Below are 21,661 nucleotides of genomic sequence, written 5' to 3' on the forward strand. Positions count from 1 at the left end.
AAAAAAAACCCAGGAAAAATGGTCCCCGGGTTTTATAGTGTTAGGGTGTTAATTAACGACGAGCACGAACAATCTGATATTTCCGCGTTAAATATTCCACTGGCGCGCTCCAGACATGCACCAGCCGTGAGAACGGGAACAGTACAAATAACGTCATGCCCAGCACCAGATGGACGCGGAAAATAAATGCCACGCCATCAAGATGAGAAGATGCACCGCCGTGGAACGTGACCACTGACTGTGCCCAGCCCACCAGCTTCATCATTTCACTACCATCCATATGCTGCGCGGAGAACGGAATGGTCAGCAGGCCAAGCGCGCATTGCACCATCAGCAAGGTCAGGATCAGAATATCCGCGCCGGTAGTGGTTGCCCGAATACGCGGGCTGAACAGACGACGCTTCAGTAATAACAAGCCGCCGACCAGGGTCATCACGCCGCAGGCACCGCCCGCGATCATCGCCATTTTCTGCTTCACGTCGATGGGTAAAAAGCCTTCGTACATCCAGTGCGGGGTCAGCATACCCAGCAGGTGACCGGCGAAAATCCCGAGAATGCCAAAGTGGAACAGGTTTGACGCCATGTTCATACCCTTGCGATCCAGCATCTGACTTGAACCCGCGCGCCAGCTGTACTGACCGTAGTCATAGCGCAGCCAGCTGCCCACCAGAAATACCGTACCCGCAACATAAGGATAGATATCGAAGAAGAACATATTCAAAAATTGCATTAGTGCTGTCCTCCAGTGGAGAGATTCAAATATTGCGGGGCCACGGCACCGGCAAAACGACGCTGGTGCGCGGAGATTTCCGACTCGCCACAGCCCTGTTCGGCAAAGAACTTCACCTGTTCCTCTTCCCAGACGGCGTCCAGCGCCTGCGGCGTGTCATCGCGGGCTTCATCGGCGATCTTTTCCGCGACTTTGACGTTATCAATGGCCGTATTGGCAAGCTGCAGCAGCAGATCGAACAAGGCCGCGTAGCGACTTTCCCGCTGTTGCAGACGCGCGCTGAGTAACGCCAGGATGGGAGCTATATCCTGCAAACCGCCGAGCGCTTCACTCACCGGGAGCTGCGCCAGATATTCGAGATACAGCGGCAGATGATCCGGCAGTTCGCGGCTGTCGAGGTGCAGACCCTGACGCTCGTATTGCGCCAGCAGATCCACCATAGCCTGACCGCGATCGCGGGATTCGCCGTGAACGTGTTCAAAGAGCAGCAGCGACGTCGCACGACCGCGATCGAACAATTCGCTGTAGGCGGATTGCGCATCGAGCAGATCCTGCGCGGTTAAATCGCGCAGGAAAATGCCCAGTTTTTGCGCATCCTCTTTACGCAGATTTTCTGACGATGCCAGCGCATCAAACAATTCCTGCTGATGCTGCCACAGGGCAGCATCCGGGTATTCGAGCAGGCGCGAAACAATGACGAGTTCAATCATTGGTGCGGCTCCGTTCTGGTGGTCACATCGATGGCATCAATGCGACGGCTGTTAAACAGGTTGAATTTGCTGTCGGACCCGTGGCAACCGTCGCCGAAGGTAAAGCCGCAACCGCTCTTCTCGGGGAAGGCGTCACGCGCCAGTTCACGATGGCTGCTCGGGATCACGAAGCGATCTTCATAGTTGGCAATCGCCAGATAGCGGTACATTTCCTGCGCCTGGGCTTCGCTTAAGCCCACCTCTTCCAGCGCGCGGGTATCCAGCTTGCCGTCAACGGTTTCTGCACGTTTATAGTGGCGCATCGCCAGCATCCGTTTCAGCGCCAGCAGCACCGGTTTGGTGTCGCCCGCGGTCAGCATGTTCGCCAGGTATTCAACCGGGATACGCAGGCTATCCACGTCCGGCAGTATGCCGTTGCTGCCCAGTTCACCCGCGTCGGCGGCGGACTGAATCGGCGACAATGGCGGCACGTACCAGACCATCGGCAGCGTGCGGTATTCAGGATGCAGCGGCAGGGCCAGCTTCCAGTCCATCGCCATTTTATACACTGGCGACTGCTGCGCGGCGTCAATCACGCTTTGCGGTACGCCATCTTTCAGCGCCTGTTCAATCACTGCCGGATCGTTCGGATTGAGGAAGATACTGAGCTGACGCTCGTAAAGATCTTTCTCATTCTCGGTGCTGGCGGCCTGCTCAATCGCATCGGCGTCATACAGCAGCACGCCGAGGTAGCGAATACGGCCTACGCAGGTTTCGGAACACACGGTCGGCTGCCCGGCTTCAATACGCGGGTAACAGAAAATGCACTTCTCGGATTTACCGCTCTTCCAGTTGAAGTAGATTTTTTTGTACGGGCAGCCGGTGATGCACATCCGCCAGCCACGGCACTTGTCCTGGTCGATCAGTACGATGCCGTCTTCTTCACGTTTGTAGATAGCACCGCTTGGACAGGTGGCGACGCATGCCGGGTTGAGGCAGTGCTCGCACAGACGCGGCAGGTACATCATGAACGTGTTTTCGAACTGGCCGTACATGGCTTTCTGCATGTTAGCGAAGTTCTGATCTTTCGCGCGTTTCTCAAACTCACCGCCGAGAATTTCTTCCCAGTTCGGACCGGTGGTGATTTTGTCCATTCGCTGGCCGGTAATCAGCGAGCGCGGACGTGCAATCGGCTGATGCTTGCTTTCCGGCGCATTGTGCAGGTGCTGATAATCGTAATCGAACGGCTCATAGTAATCGTCGATGCCAGGCAGATGCGGGTTAGCAAAGATTTTACCCAGTAGTAGCGCGCGGTTGCCCATGCGCGGCTGCAATTTACCGTTAATTTTACGTATCCAGCCGCCTTTCCACTTATCCTGATTTTCCCACTGGTTCGGATAACCGATGCCGGGTTTGCTTTCCACGTTGTTAAACCACGCGTACTCCATCCCTTCCCGGCTGGTCCAGACATTTTTACAGGTCACAGAACAGGTATGACAGCCGATGCATTTATCAAGATTCAGCACCATGCCGACTTGTGAACGAATTTTCATTTTACGCTCTCCTGTACCTGGTCATTGCCTTCACCATCCAGCCAGTTAATATTTTTCATCTTACGTACCACCACGAACTCATCGCGGTTAGAGCCTACGGTGCCGTAGTAGTTAAAGCCGTAAGCCAGCTGCGCGTAGCCGCCAATCATGTGGGTCGGTTTCGGGCTGATACGGGTGACCGAGTTATGGATGCCACCACGCTGACCGGTAATTTCCGACCCCGGCAGGTTCACAATACGTTCCTGCGCGTGGTACATCATGGTCATCCCGGACGGGACGCGCTGGCTCACCACCGCACGAGCGGTTAGCGCACCATTACTGTTGAACACTTCGATCCAGTCGTTATCTTCGATGCCCAGTTCTTTGGCGTCGACTTCGCTCATCCAGACAATCGGACCGCCGCGCGACAGGGTCAGCATCAACAGGTTGTCGCTGTAGGTGGAGTGGATACCCCACTTCTGGTGCGGCGTCAGGAAGTTCAGCGCTTTTTCCGGGTTGCCGTTGGACTTCTCGCCCATCACTGCTTTTACCGAGCGAGTGTCAATGGGCGGACGGTACACCAGCAGGCTTTCACCGAAATCACGCATCCACTGGTGATCCTGATACAGCTGCTGACGACCGGACAGCGTACGCCACGGGATCAGCTCATGAACGTTGGTATACCCGGCATTGTAAGAAACGTGCTCATCTTCAAGACCGGACCAGGTCGGGCTGGAAATAATCTTACGCGGCTGCGCCTGAATATCGCGGAAGCGGATTTTTTCCTCTTCTTTATTGGTGGCGAGGTGCGTATGGTCACGCCCGGTGAATTCACTGAGCGCGGCCCAGGCTTTTACCGCCACGTTGCCGTTGGTTTCCGGGGCCAGGGTGAGGATCATCTCTGCTGCATCAATCGCCGTATTCAGCATCGGCTGGCCTTTCGCCGGGCCGTCCGCTTTGGTGTAATTGAGTTTGCGCAGCAGATCCATTTCGCTCTGGGTGTTCCAGGCAATGCCTTTACCGCCGTTACCGATTTTGTCCATCAGCGGACCGATGGAGGTAAAGCGTTCGTAAGTTGCCGGGTAATCGCGCTCGACGGTCATAATATGCGGAGCCGTTACCCCCGGAATCAGGTCACATTCGCCTTTTTTCCAGTCTTTCACGTCCAGCGGCTGCGCCAGTTCGGCGCTCGAGTCATGCTGAATCGGTAACGTCACGATATCGGTTTCTTTACCCAAATGACCGACGCAAACTTCCGAGAATTTCTTCGCGATGCCTTTATAGATCTCCCAGTCGCTTTTTGACTCCCAGGCCGGGTCGACAGCCGCAGAGAGCGGATGAATAAACGGATGCATGTCCGAGGTATTCATGTCGTCTTTTTCATACCAGGTCGCGGTCGGCAGCACGATGTCGGAATACAAGCAGGTGCTCGACAGGCGGAAGTCCAGCGTCACCACCAGGTCCAGTTTGCCGTCGAGGCCATTATCATGCCATTCGACCTCTTCCGGTTTTACGCCGCCCTGCTTGCCCAGGTCTTTGCCCTGGATACCGTTTTCCGTCCCCAGTAAATACTTAAGCATGTACTCATGCCCTTTACCGGAAGACCCGAGCAGGTTGGAGCGCCAGATAAACAGGTTGCGCGGATGATTTTTGCCGTTTTCCGGTTGTTCAGCGGCAAAACGAATCGAACCTTCTTTCAGCGATTTGACGGTGTAATCCACCGGCGACATGCCAGCTTTTTCCGCCTGCGCGGCGATGCGCAGCGGGTTAGTGCCCAGTTGCGGCGCTGATGGCAACCAGCCCATCCGCTCGGCGCGGACGTTGAAGTCAATCAAATGGCCGGTATAGCGCGACGCATCGGCCAGCGGAGAAAGCAACTCTTTCGCCGTCAGCGACTCATAACGCCACTGGCTTGAGTGGTTATAGAAGTAAGAGGTGCTGTTCATATGGCGCGGTGGACGCTGCCAGTCGAGAGCAAATGCCAGCGGCTGCCAGCCGGTTTGCGGACGCAGTTTTTCCTGGCCGACATAGTGCGCCCAGCCGCCGCCGCTCTGACCGACACAGCCGCAGAAAATCAGCATGTTGATCAGGCCGCGGTAGTTCATATCCATGTGGTACCAGTGGTTCATCCCGGCACCGACGATGATCATTGAACGACCGTGGGTTTTGTCCGCGTTATCAGCAAATTCACGCGCGGTACGGGTGATGTGGGCGCGCGGAACGCCGGTGATTTTCTCCGCCCAGGCCGGGGTATACGCTTTAACGTCGTCGTAGCTGCTGGCACAGTTTTCATCGCCAAGACCACGTTCCAGACCATAGTTCGCGAGGGTCAAATCATAAACTGTGGTGACCAGCGCGCTGCTGCCATCAGCCAGGTGCAGGCGTTTCACCGGCAGTTTGTGCAGCAGGATATTTTGCAGTTCGACTTTATTAACGTGTTCAGTGCCTTCGCCACCAAAGTACGGGAAGCCGACTTCTGCCACCTCGTCATGGCTGCCCAGCAGGCTGAGGTTCAGTTCAGCCTCCTCACCAGAGGTGCCGTCGCGTTGCTCAAGATTCCATTTGCCCTTCTCGCCCCAGCGGAAGCCAATGGAACCGTTCGGCGCGATCATCTCGCCATTGCTGTTGACGGCAACCGTTTTCCACTGCGGGTTATTTTCCTGACCCAGCGCATCCACCAGATCGGCGGCGCGCAGCATACGGCCAGCGGCATAGTAGCCGTCGCGCGCTTCCAGCATTACCAGCATCGGCATATCGGTATAGCGGCGCACGTAGTCGGTAAAATACTGGCTCGGATTATCAAGATGGAACTCACGCAGCATCACGTGGCCCATCGCCATCGCCATGGCCGCATCGGTGCCCTGCTTTGGTGCCAGCCACAGGTCGCACAGTTTGGCGATTTCGGCGTAGTCCGGCGTGACGGCCACGGTTTTGGTGCCTTTATAGCGAACTTCAGTAAAGAAGTGAGCGTCCGGGGTACGCGTTTGCGGAACGTTTGATCCCCAGGCAATGATATAGCTGGAATTATACCAGTCGGCAGATTCCGGCACGTCGGTTTGCTCGCCCCAGGTCATCGGCGAGGCGGGCGGCAGGTCGCAATACCAGTCGTAGAAGCTCAGGCAGGTGCCGCCGATAAGCGACAGGTAACGCGCGCCAGAAGCATAAGACACCATCGACATCGCCGGGATCGGTGAGAAACCCGCCACGCGGTCCGGGCCGTAGGTTTTCACGGTATAAACGTTGGATGCGGCAATCAGTTCGTTGACTTCCTGCCAGGAAGAGCGCACAAAACCGCCGCGACCGCGCGCCTGCTTAAAGCTTTTGGCTTTCGCGCTGTCTTCGATGATTGAAGCCCAGGCATCAACCGGATCGCTGTGCTGAACTTTCGCTTCGCGCCACATCTTCATCAGGCGTTTGCGCATCAGCGGATATTTCAGGCGGTTAGCGCTGTAGAGATACCAGGAATAGCTGGCCCCGCGCGGGCAACCACGCGGTTCATGATTCGGCATATCCGGACGGGTACGCGGGTAGTCGGTTTGCTGCGTCTCCCACGTCACCAGGCCGCTTTTAACATAGATCTTCCAGCTACAGGAGCCAGTGCAGTTCACGCCGTGGGTAGAACGCACCACTTTGTCATGCTGCCAGCGCTGACGATAGCCTTCCTCCCAGTCGCGGTTGGTCTCAACAAGCTGTCCATGCCCATCGGCAAAAGTCTCACCTTTCTGTTTGAAGTAGCGAAACCTGTCCAGGAATTTACTCATCTGGTCTCTCCTGTATGGAGCCTGACGGCTCTCTGATAAATCGACATTGCTGCATATGCCGCGAAATTAACCTTTTGAAACATTGGGATAATTGACGGCGATCAAGGCGCGGGTGGTTATGGCGTGAGCGGAAATCAGTAAATACCACCAAAGTGGCATAAAAAGTTATTTTTCAATACATTGTTTTTATTGAACTTTATTCCTAAATCGCGGAGTAAAATGGTATTACTGCTGCTCCCCGGGTATTAGGGGGTAGAGAGATCTGAAAGAATGAATTTGGTCAGTCGCCTGCGTTGTACACTATTATTTCGCATAAAAGTATGTTGTAACTAACAGGTGTAAAAAAAAAGCGCGGTATACACCGCGCAGGATAATCAAACATTACTTGTTATTATATTTTTTACGTCCGTACACCACCCACGTGATCCCAACGCAGGCAATATAGAACACGAGGAACACTTTCATGGCTCCGGCGGGCGAGCCGGTTAACGCCAGCGACGTGCCAAACGCTTTTGGAATAAAGAAGCCGCCGATAGCACCAATGGCGGAAATAAAGCCCAGCGCGGCTGCCGTATCGGTAGCGGCTTCACGCATCGCCTGTTCTTCTGTGCCGCCCGCCGCTTTTACCCGCGCCATCGTCATCTTACGGAAAAGAAACGCGATCATCTGGAAACTGGAACCACTTCCCAGCCCGGCGGTTAAAAACAGCAGCAAGAACACGCCAAAGAAAGCGATAAAATTGCCCTCGCTACCCGCAGATGGCAGCGTAAGGAATAACAAGCCACTGAATAATGCCATAAAGATAAAGTTAACCAGCGTCACCCGAATCCCACCCAGGCGGTCAGACATCGCCCCGCCCACCGAGCGCGCCAGTGCTCCCACCAGCGGGCCGAAAAAGGCAAAGTGCAGAATGTTAACGTCCGGAAACTGCGTTTTTGCCAACATGGCAAATCCGGCGGAAAAGCCGATAAACGAACCAAACGTGGCCAAATACAGAAAACCAAGAATCCATAAATGTGCGCGTTTTAACACCGGTAGTTGCGCTTTCAAAGAGGCTTTCGAGGTTGACAGCTCATTCATGCCAAACCAGGCCGCAAGAGTAAACACAATCAGGAACGGCACCCAAATCCAGGCCGCATTTTGCAGATAAATACGCGTACCATCAGGCTGCTCTACACCCGTGCCGCCAAACACCGCAAACAGGGAAAGTGATATGGCCAGCGGGGCGACCAACTGCATTACGCTCACCCCCAGATTACCAAACCCGCCATTAATACCTAATGCCCCGCCCTGTTTTTCCTTAGGAAAAAAGAAGCTAATGTTCGCCATGCTGGACGCAAAGTTTGCCCCGGCAAAACCGCACAATAACGCGATAATAATAAAGGTACTAAACGGCGTGGAGGTATCCTGCACGGCAAATCCCAGCCAGACACAGGGAATCACTAAAATCCCGGTGCTAAAGGCTGTCCAGCGGCGACCGCCAAAAACAGGGACCATGAAAGAGTACGGAACGCGAAGTAACGCGCCGGAAACCGACGGTAGAGCGGTCAGCATAAACAGCTGATCGGTTTCGAAATGAAATCCTACTTTGTTAAGATTTACCGCAACAGCGCTAAACAACATCCAGACACAAAACGCCAGCAGCAGACAGGGAACGGAAATCCACAGATTACGGCTTGCCACGCGGTGACCACGTTGCTGCCAGAACTGCGGATCTTCCGGACGCCAGTCACTAATGACCGGGCCCGTATCCCGTGACGGGACGCTTGAGTGACTCATAGACACCTCTGATTATTGATATTCACCGCAGTCACCATAGGGTTTATCACCGACGGTAAGTTGATATAAATCAAAGGAAAAGTCAGGGTTATCTTTGACCGAAAATCATTATCCTTCTAAATAGGTAGGTTAAACCGGCAAAAAAGATGTGGTTTTTCACATGGCTGATGACATTTGACAACGTCGCCTCTCAGACCTGATACCTACTGGCAATAAAGGGGTAATCCTTTTGGGGTATGGGTATACTCCAGGTGATGTCTCAGAATAGCCGCACGCCGGACAATATTCCCGGTCAGGAGCCATACCGCCATGTTTAAACGCCTGTTCACCCCACTAACGCTGGTTAATCAGCTTGCGTTGATTGTTCTGCTTTCTACCGCCATTGGCATTGCCAACATGGCGGTATCAGGCTGGCTGATCCAGGGGGTCCAGGGAAGTGCGCATGCGATTAATAAAGCAGGCTCACTGCGGATGCAGAGCTACCGTCTGCTTTCTGCCATCCCCCTGCATGAGGAAGATCGGTATCTTCTGGATCACATGCAGAAAACCGCCTTCAGTGAAGAGCTGGCGCAGGCTGCCCGCCGTGACGGCCAGGTCGATCAGTTAACCGCATTGCAGCAATACTGGCAAACGGAACTGGCTCCGGACATCCAGCGCGCCCGCGATCCCGCGGCGGTGAAAGGTGATATTGTTAAATTCGTCGCCCGCATTGACGATCTGGTATCGTCATTCGATCGCACCACCGAAACGCGTATTCAGCGCGTGGTCTGGCTTCAGCGGGCGATGGCCATTTTCATGGCACTGCTGCTGGTATTTACGATTATCTGGCTGCGTGCGCGGTTACTCCGGCCGTGGCAACAGTTACTGCAAATGGCGCGGGCCGTCAGCCAGCGTGACTTTACTCAGCGGGTGAATATCAGCGGGCGTAATGAAATGGCAACCCTCGGCACGTCGTTGAATAACATGTCAGGAGAGCTGGCTGAAAGTTATGCGGTACTGGAACAGCGGGTGCGGGAGAAAACCGCCGGTCTTGAACAGAAAAATCAAATTTTGTCCTTTTTATGGCAGGCTAACCGCCGCCTGCATTCCCAGGCCTCGCTGTGCGAACGTCTCTCTCCGGTGCTGAACGGCTTGCAGGGTCTGACCCTGTTGCGCGGAATCGAAGTGCGGGTCTACGACATAGAAGACGAAGAGAACCATCAGGAATTTACCTGCAACTCCAGCATCCGCTGCGATGATATGGGTTGCCATCTTTGCCCGCGTGATATTCCGCTGGTGCCTGGGGGTGGGACCACGCTGAAGTGGCGGCTTACGGACGCGCACAACCAGTACGGCATACTGCTGGCCACGCTTCCCGCTGGCTGTCATCTGAGTCACGACCAACAACAACTGGTGGATACCCTGGTCGAACAAATTACTGCCACCCTGGCACTGGATCGCCATCAGGAGCGCCAGCAGCAGCTGATTGTGATGGAAGAGCGTGCCACCATTGCCCGCGAGTTGCACGACTCCATTGCCCAGTCCCTCTCCTGCATGAAAATGCAGATCAGTTGTCTGCAAATGCAGGGCGACAGTCTGCCGGAAAGTAGCCGTCAATTGCTGGGCCAAATTCGTCATGAGCTGAATACCTCCTGGGCGCAGCTTCGTGAACTGCTGACCACCTTCCGCCTGCAACTCAGCGAACCGGGACTGCGCCCGGCGCTGGAAGCAAGCTGTCTGGAATACAGCGCCCATTTTGGTTTTCCGGTACGGCTGGATTACCAGCTTCCGCCACGCCTTGTACCTTCTCATCAGGCCATTCATTTGTTGCAAATAGCCCGTGAGGCGCTGAGTAACTGCCTTAAACATGCCGGTGCAAGCGACGTAAACGTCAGTGTGACCCAGAAAGATAATCAGGTAAAACTGGTCGTCACGGATAACGGTTGCGGCGTGCCGGATAGTGCCGAGCGGACTAATCATTATGGCCTGATCATCATGCGTGACCGGGCGCAAAGCCTGCGCGGCGATTGTCAGGTCCGCCGTCGCGAGTCGGGCGGCACTGAAGTTATTGTCAATTTTATCCCCGAAAAATCACTTTCATTACAACAAGGAGATACCCATGAGTAATCAGGAACGGGCAACGATCCTGCTGATTGACGATCACCCGATGTTGCGCACCGGCGTCAAACAACTTATTAGCATGGCGCAGGATATTCAGGTCGTTGGCGAAGCCAGCAATGGCGAACAGGGCATTGAACTGGCGGAGTCGCTGGACCCGGACCTGATCCTGCTCGATTTGAACATGCCCGGTATGAATGGCCTCGAAACGCTGGATAAACTGCGAGAGAAAACCCTGTCCGGGCGCATTGTGGTGTTCAGCGTCTCTAATCACGAAGAAGATGTGATTACTGCCCTCAAACGTGGCGCGGATGGTTATTTATTGAAGGACATGGAGCCGGAAGATTTATTGAAAGCCCTTCAGCAAGCCGCTGCGGGAGAAATGGTATTGAGCGAGGCATTAACCCCGGTGCTGGCGGCCAGCCTGCGGGCGAATCGCGCGACGTCCGACCGGGATGTCAGCCAGTTGACGCCGCGCGAGCGGGATATCCTCAAACTGATAGCGCAGGGCCTGCCGAATAAAATGATCGCTCGCCGTCTGGACATTACCGAGAGCACGGTAAAAGTCCACGTTAAACACATGCTGAAGAAAATGAAGCTTAAATCCCGCGTCGAAGCCGCCGTCTGGGTTCATCAGGAACGCATTTTTTAAGTCCGCTACTGCATACCCTCATTTTTGAGGGCCACCAGTGGTTCGGTCAGCGCCAGCACGATCTCATTGGATGAGACGCGCTGTCCCCGGTTATCCTCCACCGTGACAGCCAGTCGCCAGCGGTTTTCTGCCCCTTGTGTGGCGTCCCATGCCGGCATAATAATCGTCCACCCCTCGGCTGAATTGCCCTGCGCCGGCGGTGTCAGGCTGAGCGGCTGCGTATCCCCCTGCCACTCCAGGGTTTTGATGCCATAGTGGCTGCGGATCTGGATTTTAAGTGCCACCGTTTCGCCGGGCTTAAGATCCCAGGGCGGCGTCGCCAGATATACCCCCAGTGTCTTGCGCTGGCGCGATTCGATTACTGGCAGATTACTGCGTTGCACCTCATCATAACGACTTCCGCGCAGCGATCGGCTGGCCGCCACTTCGCTGGCCTGGAGCTGTTTCTTTAACGGCACGCCGAAACGGTAATTGAGCTTCAGTCCGACATCGTTCTGGCTGGTGCCGCCCTCACCTTGCTTATGCCGGGCATTCAACGTAACCAGCGGCACTGGGGTATAATCGAGTCCCAGATTTACGGCCAGCGGATTGTGCTCTCCTGAACCGTTGCTGAACAAATCCACACTGTCACCAAAATACTGCTCCAGACTGAGGCTGGTATTGAGATGTTGATAAAAAGGCAGACGTGCTGCCGCGGTGACATCGTAACCGCGCGCCATCCGCTGCTGGAGGGTCATTGAGGTGTCGTGCCAGCTTTGTAGCGGTTCATAATAATTCGCTGACAGGCGCAAATTCTCTCCCCACGCTTCGGCCCCAAGGCCCGCCCGGGAGAGATGTTCATCCAGCAGATTATCATAAAAGGTGTTATAGCCCACCAGCCAGTGCCCGGCGGTCCAGCGCTGCCCAATCCCGGCATTGCTCACCAGCCCGTCTTCCTGCCGGGTAACGCCGAACTGGCTCCAGCTCAGACGGTGCTCGCGATCCTGAAGAGGAAAGAACCAGCTGCCATGGCTGCCGGTGAAATCACCCTCATCATTGACGCGCAGTTCAACGCTGGCGTTGGTACCCGGGGCCAGCCAGCTCTGCAACTGATCATTGACCTGCGAACTTAACGCATCACGGGCCTGACCGAGGGCAAAAATCCTCGCCTGCTCGCCCGCATCCAGTCCGTTATCCGTCATGCTGGCTTCACCAAAGGCTTTTGCCATCTCCGCGAGGCTTTTTTCACCTTCCCGCGTCGGCTCTGCCAGCCCCAGATCCGGTAATCCGTCCTGATTATTATCCAGCGGATTTTGCGCCTGCTGAACGAAGGCGTTTTGAGCACAGGCGACGCCTCCTGCCAGCAGCAAGAGTAAGGTGACGGGAGGTAATAAGAGGTAGTCTCTGGACATCAACCTCGCAGAGATAAAGGCAGGCAATGGCATAACGTTACCTTAGCCTTTTTGCCGTTAGTTTTCATCCCTGGACGAAATTTCAGGAAAATCCCTAACCCTGCCGCTGCGGTTTAACTACAGTTAATGCGTGACCCTCTGGAGAGCATCACCATGCTAACAACCCTTAAACCTTTATTGTGCGGCGCAATGCTGATATACGCCGGCGGCGCAATGGCCGAGCCACTTTTTATGCTGCAATCTCCCGCCTTTGCCGACAACGGGATGATGGATAAGAAATTTGCCGGTAACGCCAGTAACAATCCCAACTGTACTGGTGAGAATAACTCCCCACCGCTAGTCTGGAGCAACTTACCGCAGGAAACGAAAAGCCTGGCGCTTATCGTTCACGATCCCGAAGGTGCAAAAGGATTGGGCGTGACACATCTGGTGGCCTATAACATCCCGGCCTCAGCAACCGGATTCGCTGCCGATGCGCTACGCGACGGTAAAGGTTTTACCGGCGGTAAAAATACGCCCGGCAACGATCGCTGGCACGGGCCTTGTCCGCCGCCCGGCAGTGGTGCACATCACTACACGTTTACCCTTATTGCCACCACTCAGGCCCCTGACCTCCCGGCGGGACTGACCCGGGAGCAGCTTTTTGAAAAGCTGAAGGGAAAAACACTGGCTGCTGCGGGGTTAATCGGTCGTTTCGGACAGTAGAGTCGCATCGTTAATTTAGTGCACAGGCGTTGGAAGCCTCACCTCATCGCGGTAGCATAGGGCTTTGAATCCCTGACTATGTAAAAGGAATAGTGATGCAACGTATCGTGATTATTGCCAACGGCGCAGCCTATGGCAGCGAATCCCTGTTTAATAGCCTACGCCTGGCCATTGCCTTGCGCGAGCAGCAGTCGGATCTGGATTTACGTTTGTTCCTGATGTCAGATGCGGTAACGGCGGGACTTCGCGGACAAAAACCAGCAGAGGGTTATAATATCCAGCAAATGCTGGAAATTCTGACGGCACAAAATGTTCCGGTTAAGCTGTGTAAAACATGCACTGATGGCCGCGGTATAACCGCCCTGCCATTGGTTGACGGTGTTGAAGTGGGCACGCTTATAGAGCTTGCGCAGTGGACGCTGGCAGCCGAAAAAGTATTAACGTTTTAAAACTGTAGCGCCACTTCATATTTTTTTCTTATGGCTTAAATCATAGCATCAAGTTTACCCGCGGTGTTGCCGATATGTTGTCAAACAACACCGCAGGTACACTTATTATGTTCAGGTCAATTCGCACTCGTATTATTGCCGCAACGGCCGCCTGTTTAGCCATTGCTCTGCTTCTCAATACCGTGATCAATTATCAGGTCACGCGCCAGAATAATCAGCGTTCTCAACAGGAGATATTGACCAGCGCGAAGGACAGCCACGGTATGGCGATAGCCGACTGGGCGAGAGGTAAACTGAGCATGATCGCGTCGTTGCAATCGGCGGCGCTCTCTGCCGACCCGCTGCCGATGCTGTCGCAAATTGCCAGCGCGGGCGGGTTTATTAACGTTTACATCGGCTATGCCAGTCATAAGGCCACCTTCTCTGATGCCAACGGCATTCCCACTGACTATGATCCCACTATTCGTCCGTGGTATCAGCAGGCGGCAAAGAGCCAGGCACCAGTTGTCACCGCACCTTATATTGATGCCGGCACCGGTAAGCTGGTGGTGACATTTGCCGTGCCGGTGACAGAAAACGGTGAACTGAAGGCCGTCGTCGCCGGGGACGTTTCCATGGATAACGTCGTCGCTAACGTGCATGAAATTCACCCAACCCCGGCCAGCAGTGGACTTTTACTCGACCACGACGGCACCATCATTGCAGCAAGCGATCCCGCGCTGACAATGAAACCTTTTGGCGAGGCGGTGAACGGGGCGGATTTTACTGCCCTGTCGGCAGGACACACGATTGACGGTCAGCTTGCAGGTGCAGATAAAATCTTGTCAGCAACGCCGGTCAAAGGTACGCAATGGCTGTTGGTTATCGCGCTGGATCGTAAAGATGCCACCGCCGGGATGGTGTCGCTGTTAAAAGCCTCCGCGTTATCGCTCATCGTGCTGGTATTGCTTGGCGGTGCCGTCGTACATACCATTGTCGCTGCCCTGCTAAAACGGCTGCTGACCATTCGCGATGCCATGCTTGCCATCAGCAATGGTACCAACGATTTGTCACAGCGCCTGCCGGAAACCGGCCGCGATGAAATAGCGCAAATTGCCCACGCATTTAACGCCTTCAGCGACAAACTGGCCGTGGTGATGGTGCAGATTCGTGACGCCAGTACCTCGGTACAAACCGCCGCCCGTGAGATTGCAGCGGGCAATCAGGATCTGTCCACGCGTACCGAGCGGGCCTCTTCCAGCCTGCGTGAAACCGCCAGCGCCGTCGAGCAAATCACCGCTTCTGTCACCCAATCTACCGAGTCTGCTGTAGATGCCAATGAGCAAGCGCAAAAAGCCAGCCAGGCCGCATCACGTGGCGGCGAGGTCGTTTCTCATGCTATTGAGACCATGCTCACTATCGAGAGTGCATCGACTAAAATTGGTGACATTACCAGCGTGATTGACGGGATTGCTTTCCAGACCAATATCCTGGCGTTGAATGCCTCGGTTGAGGCCGCGCGAGCAGGTGAACAGGGACGAGGCTTTGCCGTGGTCGCAGGCGAAGTACGCAATCTGGCCAGCCGCAGTGCACAGGCCGCAAAAGAAATTAAATCCCTGATTGATGCTACCACCGAAAGCGTAGCTACCGGCTCGCGCTATGTGCGCCTTGCTGGTGAAAGTATGCAGGAAATTGTCGCCAGTATTGGCAGTGTATCGGGCATAATGCGTGAAATTAGCGTCGCCAGCAGCGAGCAAATGCGTGGTATTCGTGAAATAAATCATGCGGTTAACGATTTGGATCGCATGGTTCAGCAGAACGCGGAGCTGGTGGTGGAATCTGCCGCCGCTGCCGGCGCGCTACAGGGCCAGGCGGGTGACCTTGCTGAAACCGCCGGCCATTTCCGGATTTAATATTACGCTGACGCGCGTATGCCCCTGATTAGCGCGTCAGCCGAAACATTTCAGGAATATTGTCATTTTTGTTTAACCTTTATAGTTTTATTTGATCGAAATCAGCATTCGTCACCTCCCCATTTGGTGTTATGCAGAGAGTGAATTGTGAACAACATCACAGACAGGATTTTCCGGCAGGGAATGCGTTGATTCTTTCTATGGGGTAAAAAATGGCACTGGTGAAAGCAAGTTTAAGGTTATTTGGTGGCGATACGGTGGTCGTTCGTTGTTCTGAGCGCTGCCATATCCATTTAATGAGCGCTCAGCAACAAGCTCAGGGTCCGCAGTCTGATATTCTTAGCGTACAGGATCGTGAGAATGCGTATATGACGGTACCTTATAGCGGGACCTGGAACGTGCTGATTGACAGCCACAGCCAGTCGCTGGAACACTCTATCAGCTACGTAGCCGCCTGATTTTAATGCCCGGTAACTCTGCCGGGCATCTCTTCAGGCCATTCCCGACAGCCGCGTCCCACGCAGCAGCGTACGTACTTTCCCCACCAGCTCATTCAGACAATCATCGTGCATACCCAGTTTGATCAGTTCTTCTTCAAGCGAGAAAAGATATTGTGCGTTTGTCCCGAGCGGACCGCTGGCCGCAGCGATCAATGGTGCAATCGTCTGGGCACGGGTATCCGATTCGTAAAGGGGATGGCGTGGGTCCATGATGAATACCAGCGCGTTGACCGTGCGACCGTCATCCAGATCAAGCTGACACCAGGTTGGCAGGTAGCAACCGGTGATCATCTCACGCTTCCACAACAAGGTTAATTCATCTTCCAGCACATCATCGCGCAGGCGGTAGGCCACTCCGGTAGTGCGCCCGCCCTCTTTCAGGGCAAGCATGCGGCCCGGCTGACAGGCAGTGCCGCGCCCGGCGGTAAGGCGTAAACAAAAGGCGCGGTGCCAATCCGGCAGGGTGGCTGTGGCTGACTCGGTATATTCCAGCACCGGGTTCCACATCAGCGAACCATAGCCAAAAATCCATACCGGGCCGCCATCCGGCCGGCAGGCCAGCGTTGCCGCCAGCGAGGTCGCCCTCTGTTCGGCGCTCCACAACAGCGATTCCTCAATCGCACCAAATGCCGTTTTGCAATCTGCATTCAGTAAGAAATCACGGGTTAACACGTTTATCTACCTCCACCACGACTACGGCGTCCTGCGACTGTCGTTCATCCCTGCGCTGATGCTTTATTACTCAGCCTGTACCCACGATATGCAAAATACAGACCGGATGCAACCGCACAAGCGCCGCTGCGCAGGAAAAAAGCGTGGTGGAGGCCAGCGGCTATTTTTTCTTATGCCACTTATCATCGTCGCCTTTTTCATAATCATTTTTCACCGCCGCCCAGGCAACCCGGTGTGCAGTTTCTTCCCGGCTGGCATCGCCCCGCCGGTCTTCTTTGTCTTTATATTGTTCCCACGCGCTATTAAACGCTTCCTTATAAATGTCCTGTGCGTGCGCAGGTAATACATTGGTCACGTTGTCAGGCAGATCGCTTTTGTTTTTGTACGGCATAACCTTCCCCTTTTAACCATAAACATTAAGTCTGGTTCAGAATGGGCTGACATGCCAGTCATTAACCAAAGTGATAATCGCTTTTTATTATCCTGTTGTAATTTAAGAATAATATTTCATAAAAGTGGAGATTATCATACCTGGATGGTTTTTAGTGCATGAGGTAAATAAAAGTAAAAATGCATCTGAAAACCCTTCTATTCTGCTACGTTATGGTCTTTGGATATCTATAATTACAATACCTGCAACCATGGAGATGTTTCATGCCTCATACCTCAGAGGCGGTTAAAACCCGCCATAAGGAGACCTCGCTGATTTTCCCGGTGCTTGCCCTGGCAGTGCTGCTGTTTTGGGGAAACAGTCAGTCACTGCCAGTGGTTATCGGTATTAATGCGCTGGCATTAGTCGGTATCCTGGCCAGCGCATTCAGCGTTGTTCGCCATGCAGATGTTCTGGCCCACCGTCTGGGTGAACCCTTTGGTTCTCTTATTTTAAGCCTTTCAGTCGTTATTCTTGAAGTCAGCCTTATTTCTGCATTAATGGCCACAGGTGATGCGGCACCGACATTAATGCGCGATACGCTTTATTCGATCATTATGATTGTTACGGGCGGGTTAGTTGGCTTTGCCCTTCTGCTTGGCGGACGTAAATTTGCCACCCAATATGTCAACCTGTTCGGCATTAAGCAGTATCTGATCGCACTATTCCCGCTGGCGATTATTGTGCTGGTATTTCCAATGGCGCTCCCCGGCGGCAATTTCAGCACCGCGCAGGCGCTGCTGGTCGCGGTAATTTCTGCGGCGATGTATGGTGTATTTCTGCTGATCCAGACCAAAACGCATCAGAGTTTGTTTGTCTATGAGCATGAAGATGACGGTGACGATCCGCACCATGGTAAGCCTTCCGCCCACAGCAGCGTGTGGCATACCCTTTGGTTGATCGTCCATCTGATTGCAGTCATTGCCGTCACCAAGATGAACGCCTCGCCGCTGGAAGCGTTACTGACAGAGTTAAATGCGCCTGTCGCCTTTACTGGTTTCCTGGTTGCGCTGTTAATTCTCTCGCCGGAAGGTCTGGGTGCGCTAAAAGCGGTGCTCAATAACCAGGTCCAGCGCGCAATGAACCTGTTTTTTGGCTCGGTACTGGCAACCATCTCCTTAACCGTACCGGTAGTAACGATGATTGCCTACCTGACGGGTAACGAATTGATGTTTGCGCTGGGCAGGCCGGAAATGATCGTTATGCTCGCCTCGCTGGTGCTGTGCCAGATCTCGTTTTCGACCGGACGCACCAACGTACTGAACGGTGCAGCGCACCTGGCGTTGTTTATCGCTTATTTGATGACGATCTTTGCCTGACACTGGATACCGGGTAGCGGCTACGCCCTGCCCGGTAAAATCTTTCTGGAATTTATTGCCAGAAACTCGCTTTTCGCGGCAGTTTTACCGAATAGCCATTATCAAAGACGCCAATCAGTTCATCATCCAACGTTACCATGCCGTGAAATTCACCCCATGTCGCCATGTCGCCAGGTAAACGAAAGGTGAAATTCCGTTTGAACGATCTCTTTTAACCGGGACGATAACCGGTTGCATTAACCCACCTTCCGCATGCTGAAATACAGCCCAGTAATTGCCGTCATCCGTAAAACCAATCATGATTTCATCACCCAGAACATCACCTGTATCTGACGAATGAAATTTCATGCTGGAATAAACCCCGGGAAGTTTACCCTGTTCAGCAATATGCCAGGCTATACAGTGAGCTGAATGCTCCGGTATCCCCGGTGCTTCTTTTTTAAACTGTGCCGTCAGTTTCGCTCTTTCAAAAATCGTCGCCGCGCCACTCCATCGAGTAATATAGCGAGAAGTCAGAACATCATCGGAAAAAACAAGATAAGATTTATCGGCATTATGAGAATCAATAAAGATAATCGACCATCCCTGTTCTTGATAAACATCTTCAATATCAACATGGTCAGAGTCGACCTGTAAGCCAATATTCGCCTTTAGCGTAATAATTTGCTCGGGCGTCAGCCCCAAATCCCGACTCACACCATCACAAGGCGTACCTGCCAATGTGGCGCTAAGAGGCAATAGTAACCAGATTAAATTTAACCATCTGCTCATGTTTTCGTTCCCTGATTAAACCCGAAGCAGCGCAAGAAAAGCTCAGCACCGCAAAAGACAAACTCGCTGAGCGCCCCACCGCCTTGTGATTTGCCGCGTATTTTAGCGCCGGAAAAGCGTGCAACAGGCACAAAAAAAGCCCTGACGCAGAACGTCAGAGCTTCATCAATTCGGTTAATGTGCCTGGTAATTAGTTGCTGGTATCCAGCGCTTCAAAATTCTTAACCAGGTCGTCAATCGCTTTCATTTGTTTCAGGAACGGTTCGAGCTTATCCAGCGGCAGTGCGGACGGGCCGTCGCATTTCGCATTAGCCGGGTCCGGATGCGCTTCAATAAACAGACCCGCCAGGCCCACCGCCATTCCGGCGCGCGCCAGTTCAGTGACCTGAGCACGACGACCGCCGGAGGCAGCACCAAACGGGTCACGGCATTGCAGGGAGTGGGTCACATCGAAGATAACCGGAGCGTTGTTAGACGCTTTTTTCATCACGCCAAAGCCCAGCATATCCACAACCAGGTTGTCGTAACCGAAGTTCGAACCGCGGTCGCAAAGGATCACCTTATCATTACCGCCTTCAATAAACTTATCGACGATATTGCCCATCTGTCCAGGGCTGACGAACTGCGGTTTTTTTACGTTAATCACCGCGCCGGTTTTAGCCATCGCTTCGACCAGATCGGTCTGGCGTGCCAGGAAAGCAGGCAGCTGAATCACGTCTACCACGTCGGCAACCGGCTGCGCCTGGCTGGCTTCGTGCACATCGGTGATCACTTTCACGCCAAACGTCTGTTTCAGTTCCTGGAAAATTTTCATGCCTTCTTCCAGACCTGGACCGCGATAGGAATTAATGGAAGAACGGTTGGCTTTATCAAAAGAGGCTTTGAATACGTAAGGGATGCCCAGTTTTTGAGTCACCGTCACGTAATGTTCACAGATGCGCATTGCCAGGTCACGCGACTCAAGGACGTTCATGCCGCCAAACAGCACAAACGGCAGGTCGTTTGCGACGTTGATATCGCCAATGCTAACCACTTTTTGTTTCATAGGATCGCCTTATCAGTGTTAAATCGGATTCATTCCAGATTAGTGCAGTGTTATAGATTTATGCGAAATCGCGTTAATTTGCGCGCGGATCATTTCACTGATCGGATCTTCAGGACACTGCTCGACGAAATAGTTTAAATCCGTCAGCGCAATGTGATCGCATTCAAGCTGCGCGTAAATCAGACCGCGGTCCCGGATTTCATACGGGTCTTCCGGGTTAAAGGCTAACAGCGCTTCGCTGGCCCGCAGTGCCATTTCCATCTGACCCTCTTCCATCAACGCCGCTTTAAGGGTATCAAGCATTTTATGCACGACTTCCGCATTGTCAGCTTCGTCAAGATCTTCGTTAAAAAGTTCCGCAATCGGGCTAATATTACCTTTCAACCATACCTCAAGCGTATGTTCATCAAGCGTATCGCCGTTGAAAGGGTTGATCAGCCATAATTCCTCTGCGGTTTCAGCCCGCAGGATCAGCTGGGTCGGAAAAATGACCGGTGCCAGCGGCAACGAGAGCTGGCTGGCAATCCAAAGCAGGATCGTACCAAGGGCCACCGCGCTGCCCTGGCGTTTTTGCAGGACCTGATCCAGCCATAAGGCATCAGAAAGTCGATACACACCGCGGCAGGCACCAAATCCCCACTCGGTAAAAAACAGTTCCAACAGCTTTTCAAGCTGCCGCTCTTCACTCCAGGCCGCGCTGATCTCTTCCTGCGCCAGGCTCACCAGATTTTCCAGTTCGTGATAGACGCTTTGCGTCGGAAAATCATCACGAACGATATTTGAAATCCGGATCACACCTTCACACAGCGATGCGTTGTTAAATTCGAAATCGGCTAACGACCTCATAGCTTACCCCAATAACGGTATTTTTGTGGTGGCGAGTTTAATGATGATGTAGAGCACCACCAGCCCCAGCATAAAGGCGATAAAACCCGTCTGCTGGCTGCGCGAGCAACGACGGCCAAGCGCAACAAAACCCAAAACGATGTAGATGATAACGCCAAATAGCTTTTCAGTCAGCCATGCGCCCCGGTCGGTAAAGGGCAGATAGTGCGTTATTGCGATAAGCCCAACGCCGCTTAACAATAAAACGGTATCGACAATATGCGGCACGATCCGCGTCCAGCGCATTGCCGCGAGCGGGCTGCGGCGGTAACGCCACCAGTAGCGCAGCACAAACAGGCTCACCGACAGTATCACCGCCGTAATATGGGTATAAAACACCAGCATAAAAAGCGTCATCCGTG

Annotated in this window: 19 protein-coding genes; 7 read left to right on the forward strand and 12 right to left on the reverse strand. The window is 53.6% G+C overall.

The window, feature by feature from the left end; translation table 11 throughout:
- Positions 1-52: 52 nt before the first annotated feature.
- The 5 genes from narI to CHU32_RS04960 form a co-directional block, all read right to left on the reverse strand.
- On the reverse strand, positions 53-730 hold the full coding sequence (gene narI, locus CHU32_RS04940; protein WP_103674670.1) for a respiratory nitrate reductase subunit gamma: 678 nt from the start codon (positions 728-730) through the stop codon (positions 53-55).
- Complete coding sequence (gene narJ, locus CHU32_RS04945) at positions 730-1,440, reverse strand: nitrate reductase molybdenum cofactor assembly chaperone (RefSeq protein ID WP_103674671.1); 711 nt, start codon at positions 1,438-1,440, stop codon at positions 730-732. Before narJ ends, narI begins: the two co-directional genes overlap by 1 nt.
- Positions 1,437-2,972 (reverse strand): nitrate reductase subunit beta, encoded by a 1,536-nt coding sequence (gene narH / locus CHU32_RS04950; RefSeq protein WP_103674672.1) that lies wholly within the window; start codon positions 2,970-2,972, stop codon positions 1,437-1,439. The genes narJ and narH overlap by 4 nt, the downstream gene beginning before the upstream one ends.
- Positions 2,969-6,712, reverse strand: a complete 3,744-nt coding sequence (locus tag CHU32_RS04955) for a nitrate reductase subunit alpha (RefSeq protein WP_103674673.1) — start codon at positions 6,710-6,712, stop codon at positions 2,969-2,971. The genes narH and CHU32_RS04955 overlap by 4 nt, the downstream gene beginning before the upstream one ends.
- Before the next feature lie 381 nt (positions 6,713-7,093).
- Positions 7,094-8,491 (reverse strand): NarK family nitrate/nitrite MFS transporter, encoded by a 1,398-nt coding sequence (locus tag CHU32_RS04960; protein WP_103674674.1) that lies wholly within the window; start codon positions 8,489-8,491, stop codon positions 7,094-7,096.
- Positions 8,492-8,800: 309 nt separating this feature from the next.
- Here CHU32_RS04960 and narX point away from each other — a divergent pair, with 309 nt between their 5' ends.
- Positions 8,801-10,597, forward strand: a complete 1,797-nt coding sequence (gene narX / locus CHU32_RS04965; RefSeq protein ID WP_103674675.1) for a nitrate/nitrite two-component system sensor histidine kinase NarX — start codon at positions 8,801-8,803, stop codon at positions 10,595-10,597.
- Entirely contained in the window at positions 10,590-11,240 is a 651-nt protein-coding gene (gene narL / locus CHU32_RS04970) for a two-component system response regulator NarL (protein WP_103674676.1), read from the forward strand. The genes narX and narL overlap by 8 nt, the downstream gene beginning before the upstream one ends.
- A 5-nt stretch (positions 11,241-11,245) precedes the next feature.
- On the opposite strand, the gene CHU32_RS04975 is transcribed toward narL, so the two are convergent.
- The gene (locus CHU32_RS04975) at positions 11,246-12,631 is read right to left on the reverse strand and encodes a YchO/YchP family invasin (RefSeq protein WP_103674762.1); all 1,386 of its coding nucleotides are present in this window, start codon (positions 12,629-12,631) and stop codon (positions 11,246-11,248) included.
- A 189-nt stretch (positions 12,632-12,820) separates the two neighbouring features.
- Here CHU32_RS04975 and CHU32_RS04980 point away from each other — a divergent pair, with 189 nt between their 5' ends.
- The 4 genes from CHU32_RS04980 (at position 12,821) to CHU32_RS04995 (ending at position 16,135) form a co-directional block, all read left to right on the forward strand.
- Positions 12,821-13,336: a YbhB/YbcL family Raf kinase inhibitor-like protein gene (locus CHU32_RS04980; RefSeq protein WP_245880184.1), complete on the forward strand. Its 516-nt coding sequence runs from the start codon at positions 12,821-12,823 to the stop codon at positions 13,334-13,336.
- Between the two features lie 95 nt (positions 13,337-13,431).
- Positions 13,432-13,785 (forward strand): DsrE/DsrF/TusD sulfur relay family protein, encoded by a 354-nt coding sequence (locus tag CHU32_RS04985; protein ID WP_103674678.1) that lies wholly within the window; start codon positions 13,432-13,434, stop codon positions 13,783-13,785.
- Positions 13,786-13,892: 107 nt separating this feature from the next.
- Entirely contained in the window at positions 13,893-15,677 is a 1,785-nt protein-coding gene (locus tag CHU32_RS04990; protein ID WP_103674679.1) for a methyl-accepting chemotaxis protein, read from the forward strand.
- 212 nt (positions 15,678-15,889) lie between these two features.
- Complete coding sequence (locus tag CHU32_RS04995; RefSeq protein ID WP_103674680.1) at positions 15,890-16,135, forward strand: DUF1883 domain-containing protein; 246 nt, start codon at positions 15,890-15,892, stop codon at positions 16,133-16,135.
- Between the two features lie 33 nt (positions 16,136-16,168).
- On the opposite strand, the gene CHU32_RS05000 is transcribed toward CHU32_RS04995, so the two are convergent.
- Positions 16,169-16,849 carry a gamma-glutamylcyclotransferase gene (locus CHU32_RS05000; RefSeq protein ID WP_103674681.1) on the reverse strand — a complete coding sequence of 227 codons (681 nt, stop codon included), beginning with the start codon at positions 16,847-16,849 and terminating at the stop codon, positions 16,169-16,171.
- Positions 16,850-17,009: 160 nt separating this feature from the next.
- Positions 17,010-17,240: a putative cation transport regulator ChaB gene (gene chaB, locus CHU32_RS05005; protein ID WP_103674682.1), complete on the reverse strand. Its 231-nt coding sequence runs from the start codon at positions 17,238-17,240 to the stop codon at positions 17,010-17,012.
- 263 nt (positions 17,241-17,503) lie between these two features.
- Here chaB and chaA point away from each other — a divergent pair, with 263 nt between their 5' ends.
- Complete coding sequence (gene chaA / locus CHU32_RS05010) at positions 17,504-18,598, forward strand: sodium-potassium/proton antiporter ChaA (protein ID WP_103750791.1); 1,095 nt, start codon at positions 17,504-17,506, stop codon at positions 18,596-18,598.
- A gap of 132 nt (positions 18,599-18,730) precedes the next feature.
- Here chaA and CHU32_RS05015 read toward each other — a convergent pair whose 3' ends face one another.
- From CHU32_RS05015 to sirB2, 4 genes are all read right to left on the reverse strand, one after another.
- Entirely contained in the window at positions 18,731-19,369 is a 639-nt protein-coding gene (locus CHU32_RS05015) for a hypothetical protein (protein WP_133159225.1), read from the reverse strand.
- A gap of 190 nt (positions 19,370-19,559) precedes the next feature.
- Positions 19,560-20,414, reverse strand: a complete 855-nt coding sequence (gene kdsA / locus CHU32_RS05020) for a 3-deoxy-8-phosphooctulonate synthase (RefSeq protein ID WP_103674685.1) — start codon at positions 20,412-20,414, stop codon at positions 19,560-19,562.
- A 39-nt stretch (positions 20,415-20,453) separates the two neighbouring features.
- Positions 20,454-21,260: an invasion regulator SirB1 gene (gene sirB1 / locus CHU32_RS05025; RefSeq protein WP_103674686.1), complete on the reverse strand. Its 807-nt coding sequence runs from the start codon at positions 21,258-21,260 to the stop codon at positions 20,454-20,456.
- 3 nt (positions 21,261-21,263) lie between these two features.
- Positions 21,264-21,656 carry an invasion regulator SirB2 gene (gene sirB2 / locus CHU32_RS05030; protein ID WP_103674687.1) on the reverse strand — a complete coding sequence of 131 codons (393 nt, stop codon included), beginning with the start codon at positions 21,654-21,656 and terminating at the stop codon, positions 21,264-21,266.
- Positions 21,657-21,661: the final 5 nt, after the last annotated feature.

Origin of the sequence: Superficieibacter electus, assembly GCF_002915575.1 — a bacterium.
In the GTDB taxonomy this organism is placed as follows: domain Bacteria; phylum Pseudomonadota; class Gammaproteobacteria; order Enterobacterales; family Enterobacteriaceae; genus Superficieibacter; species Superficieibacter electus.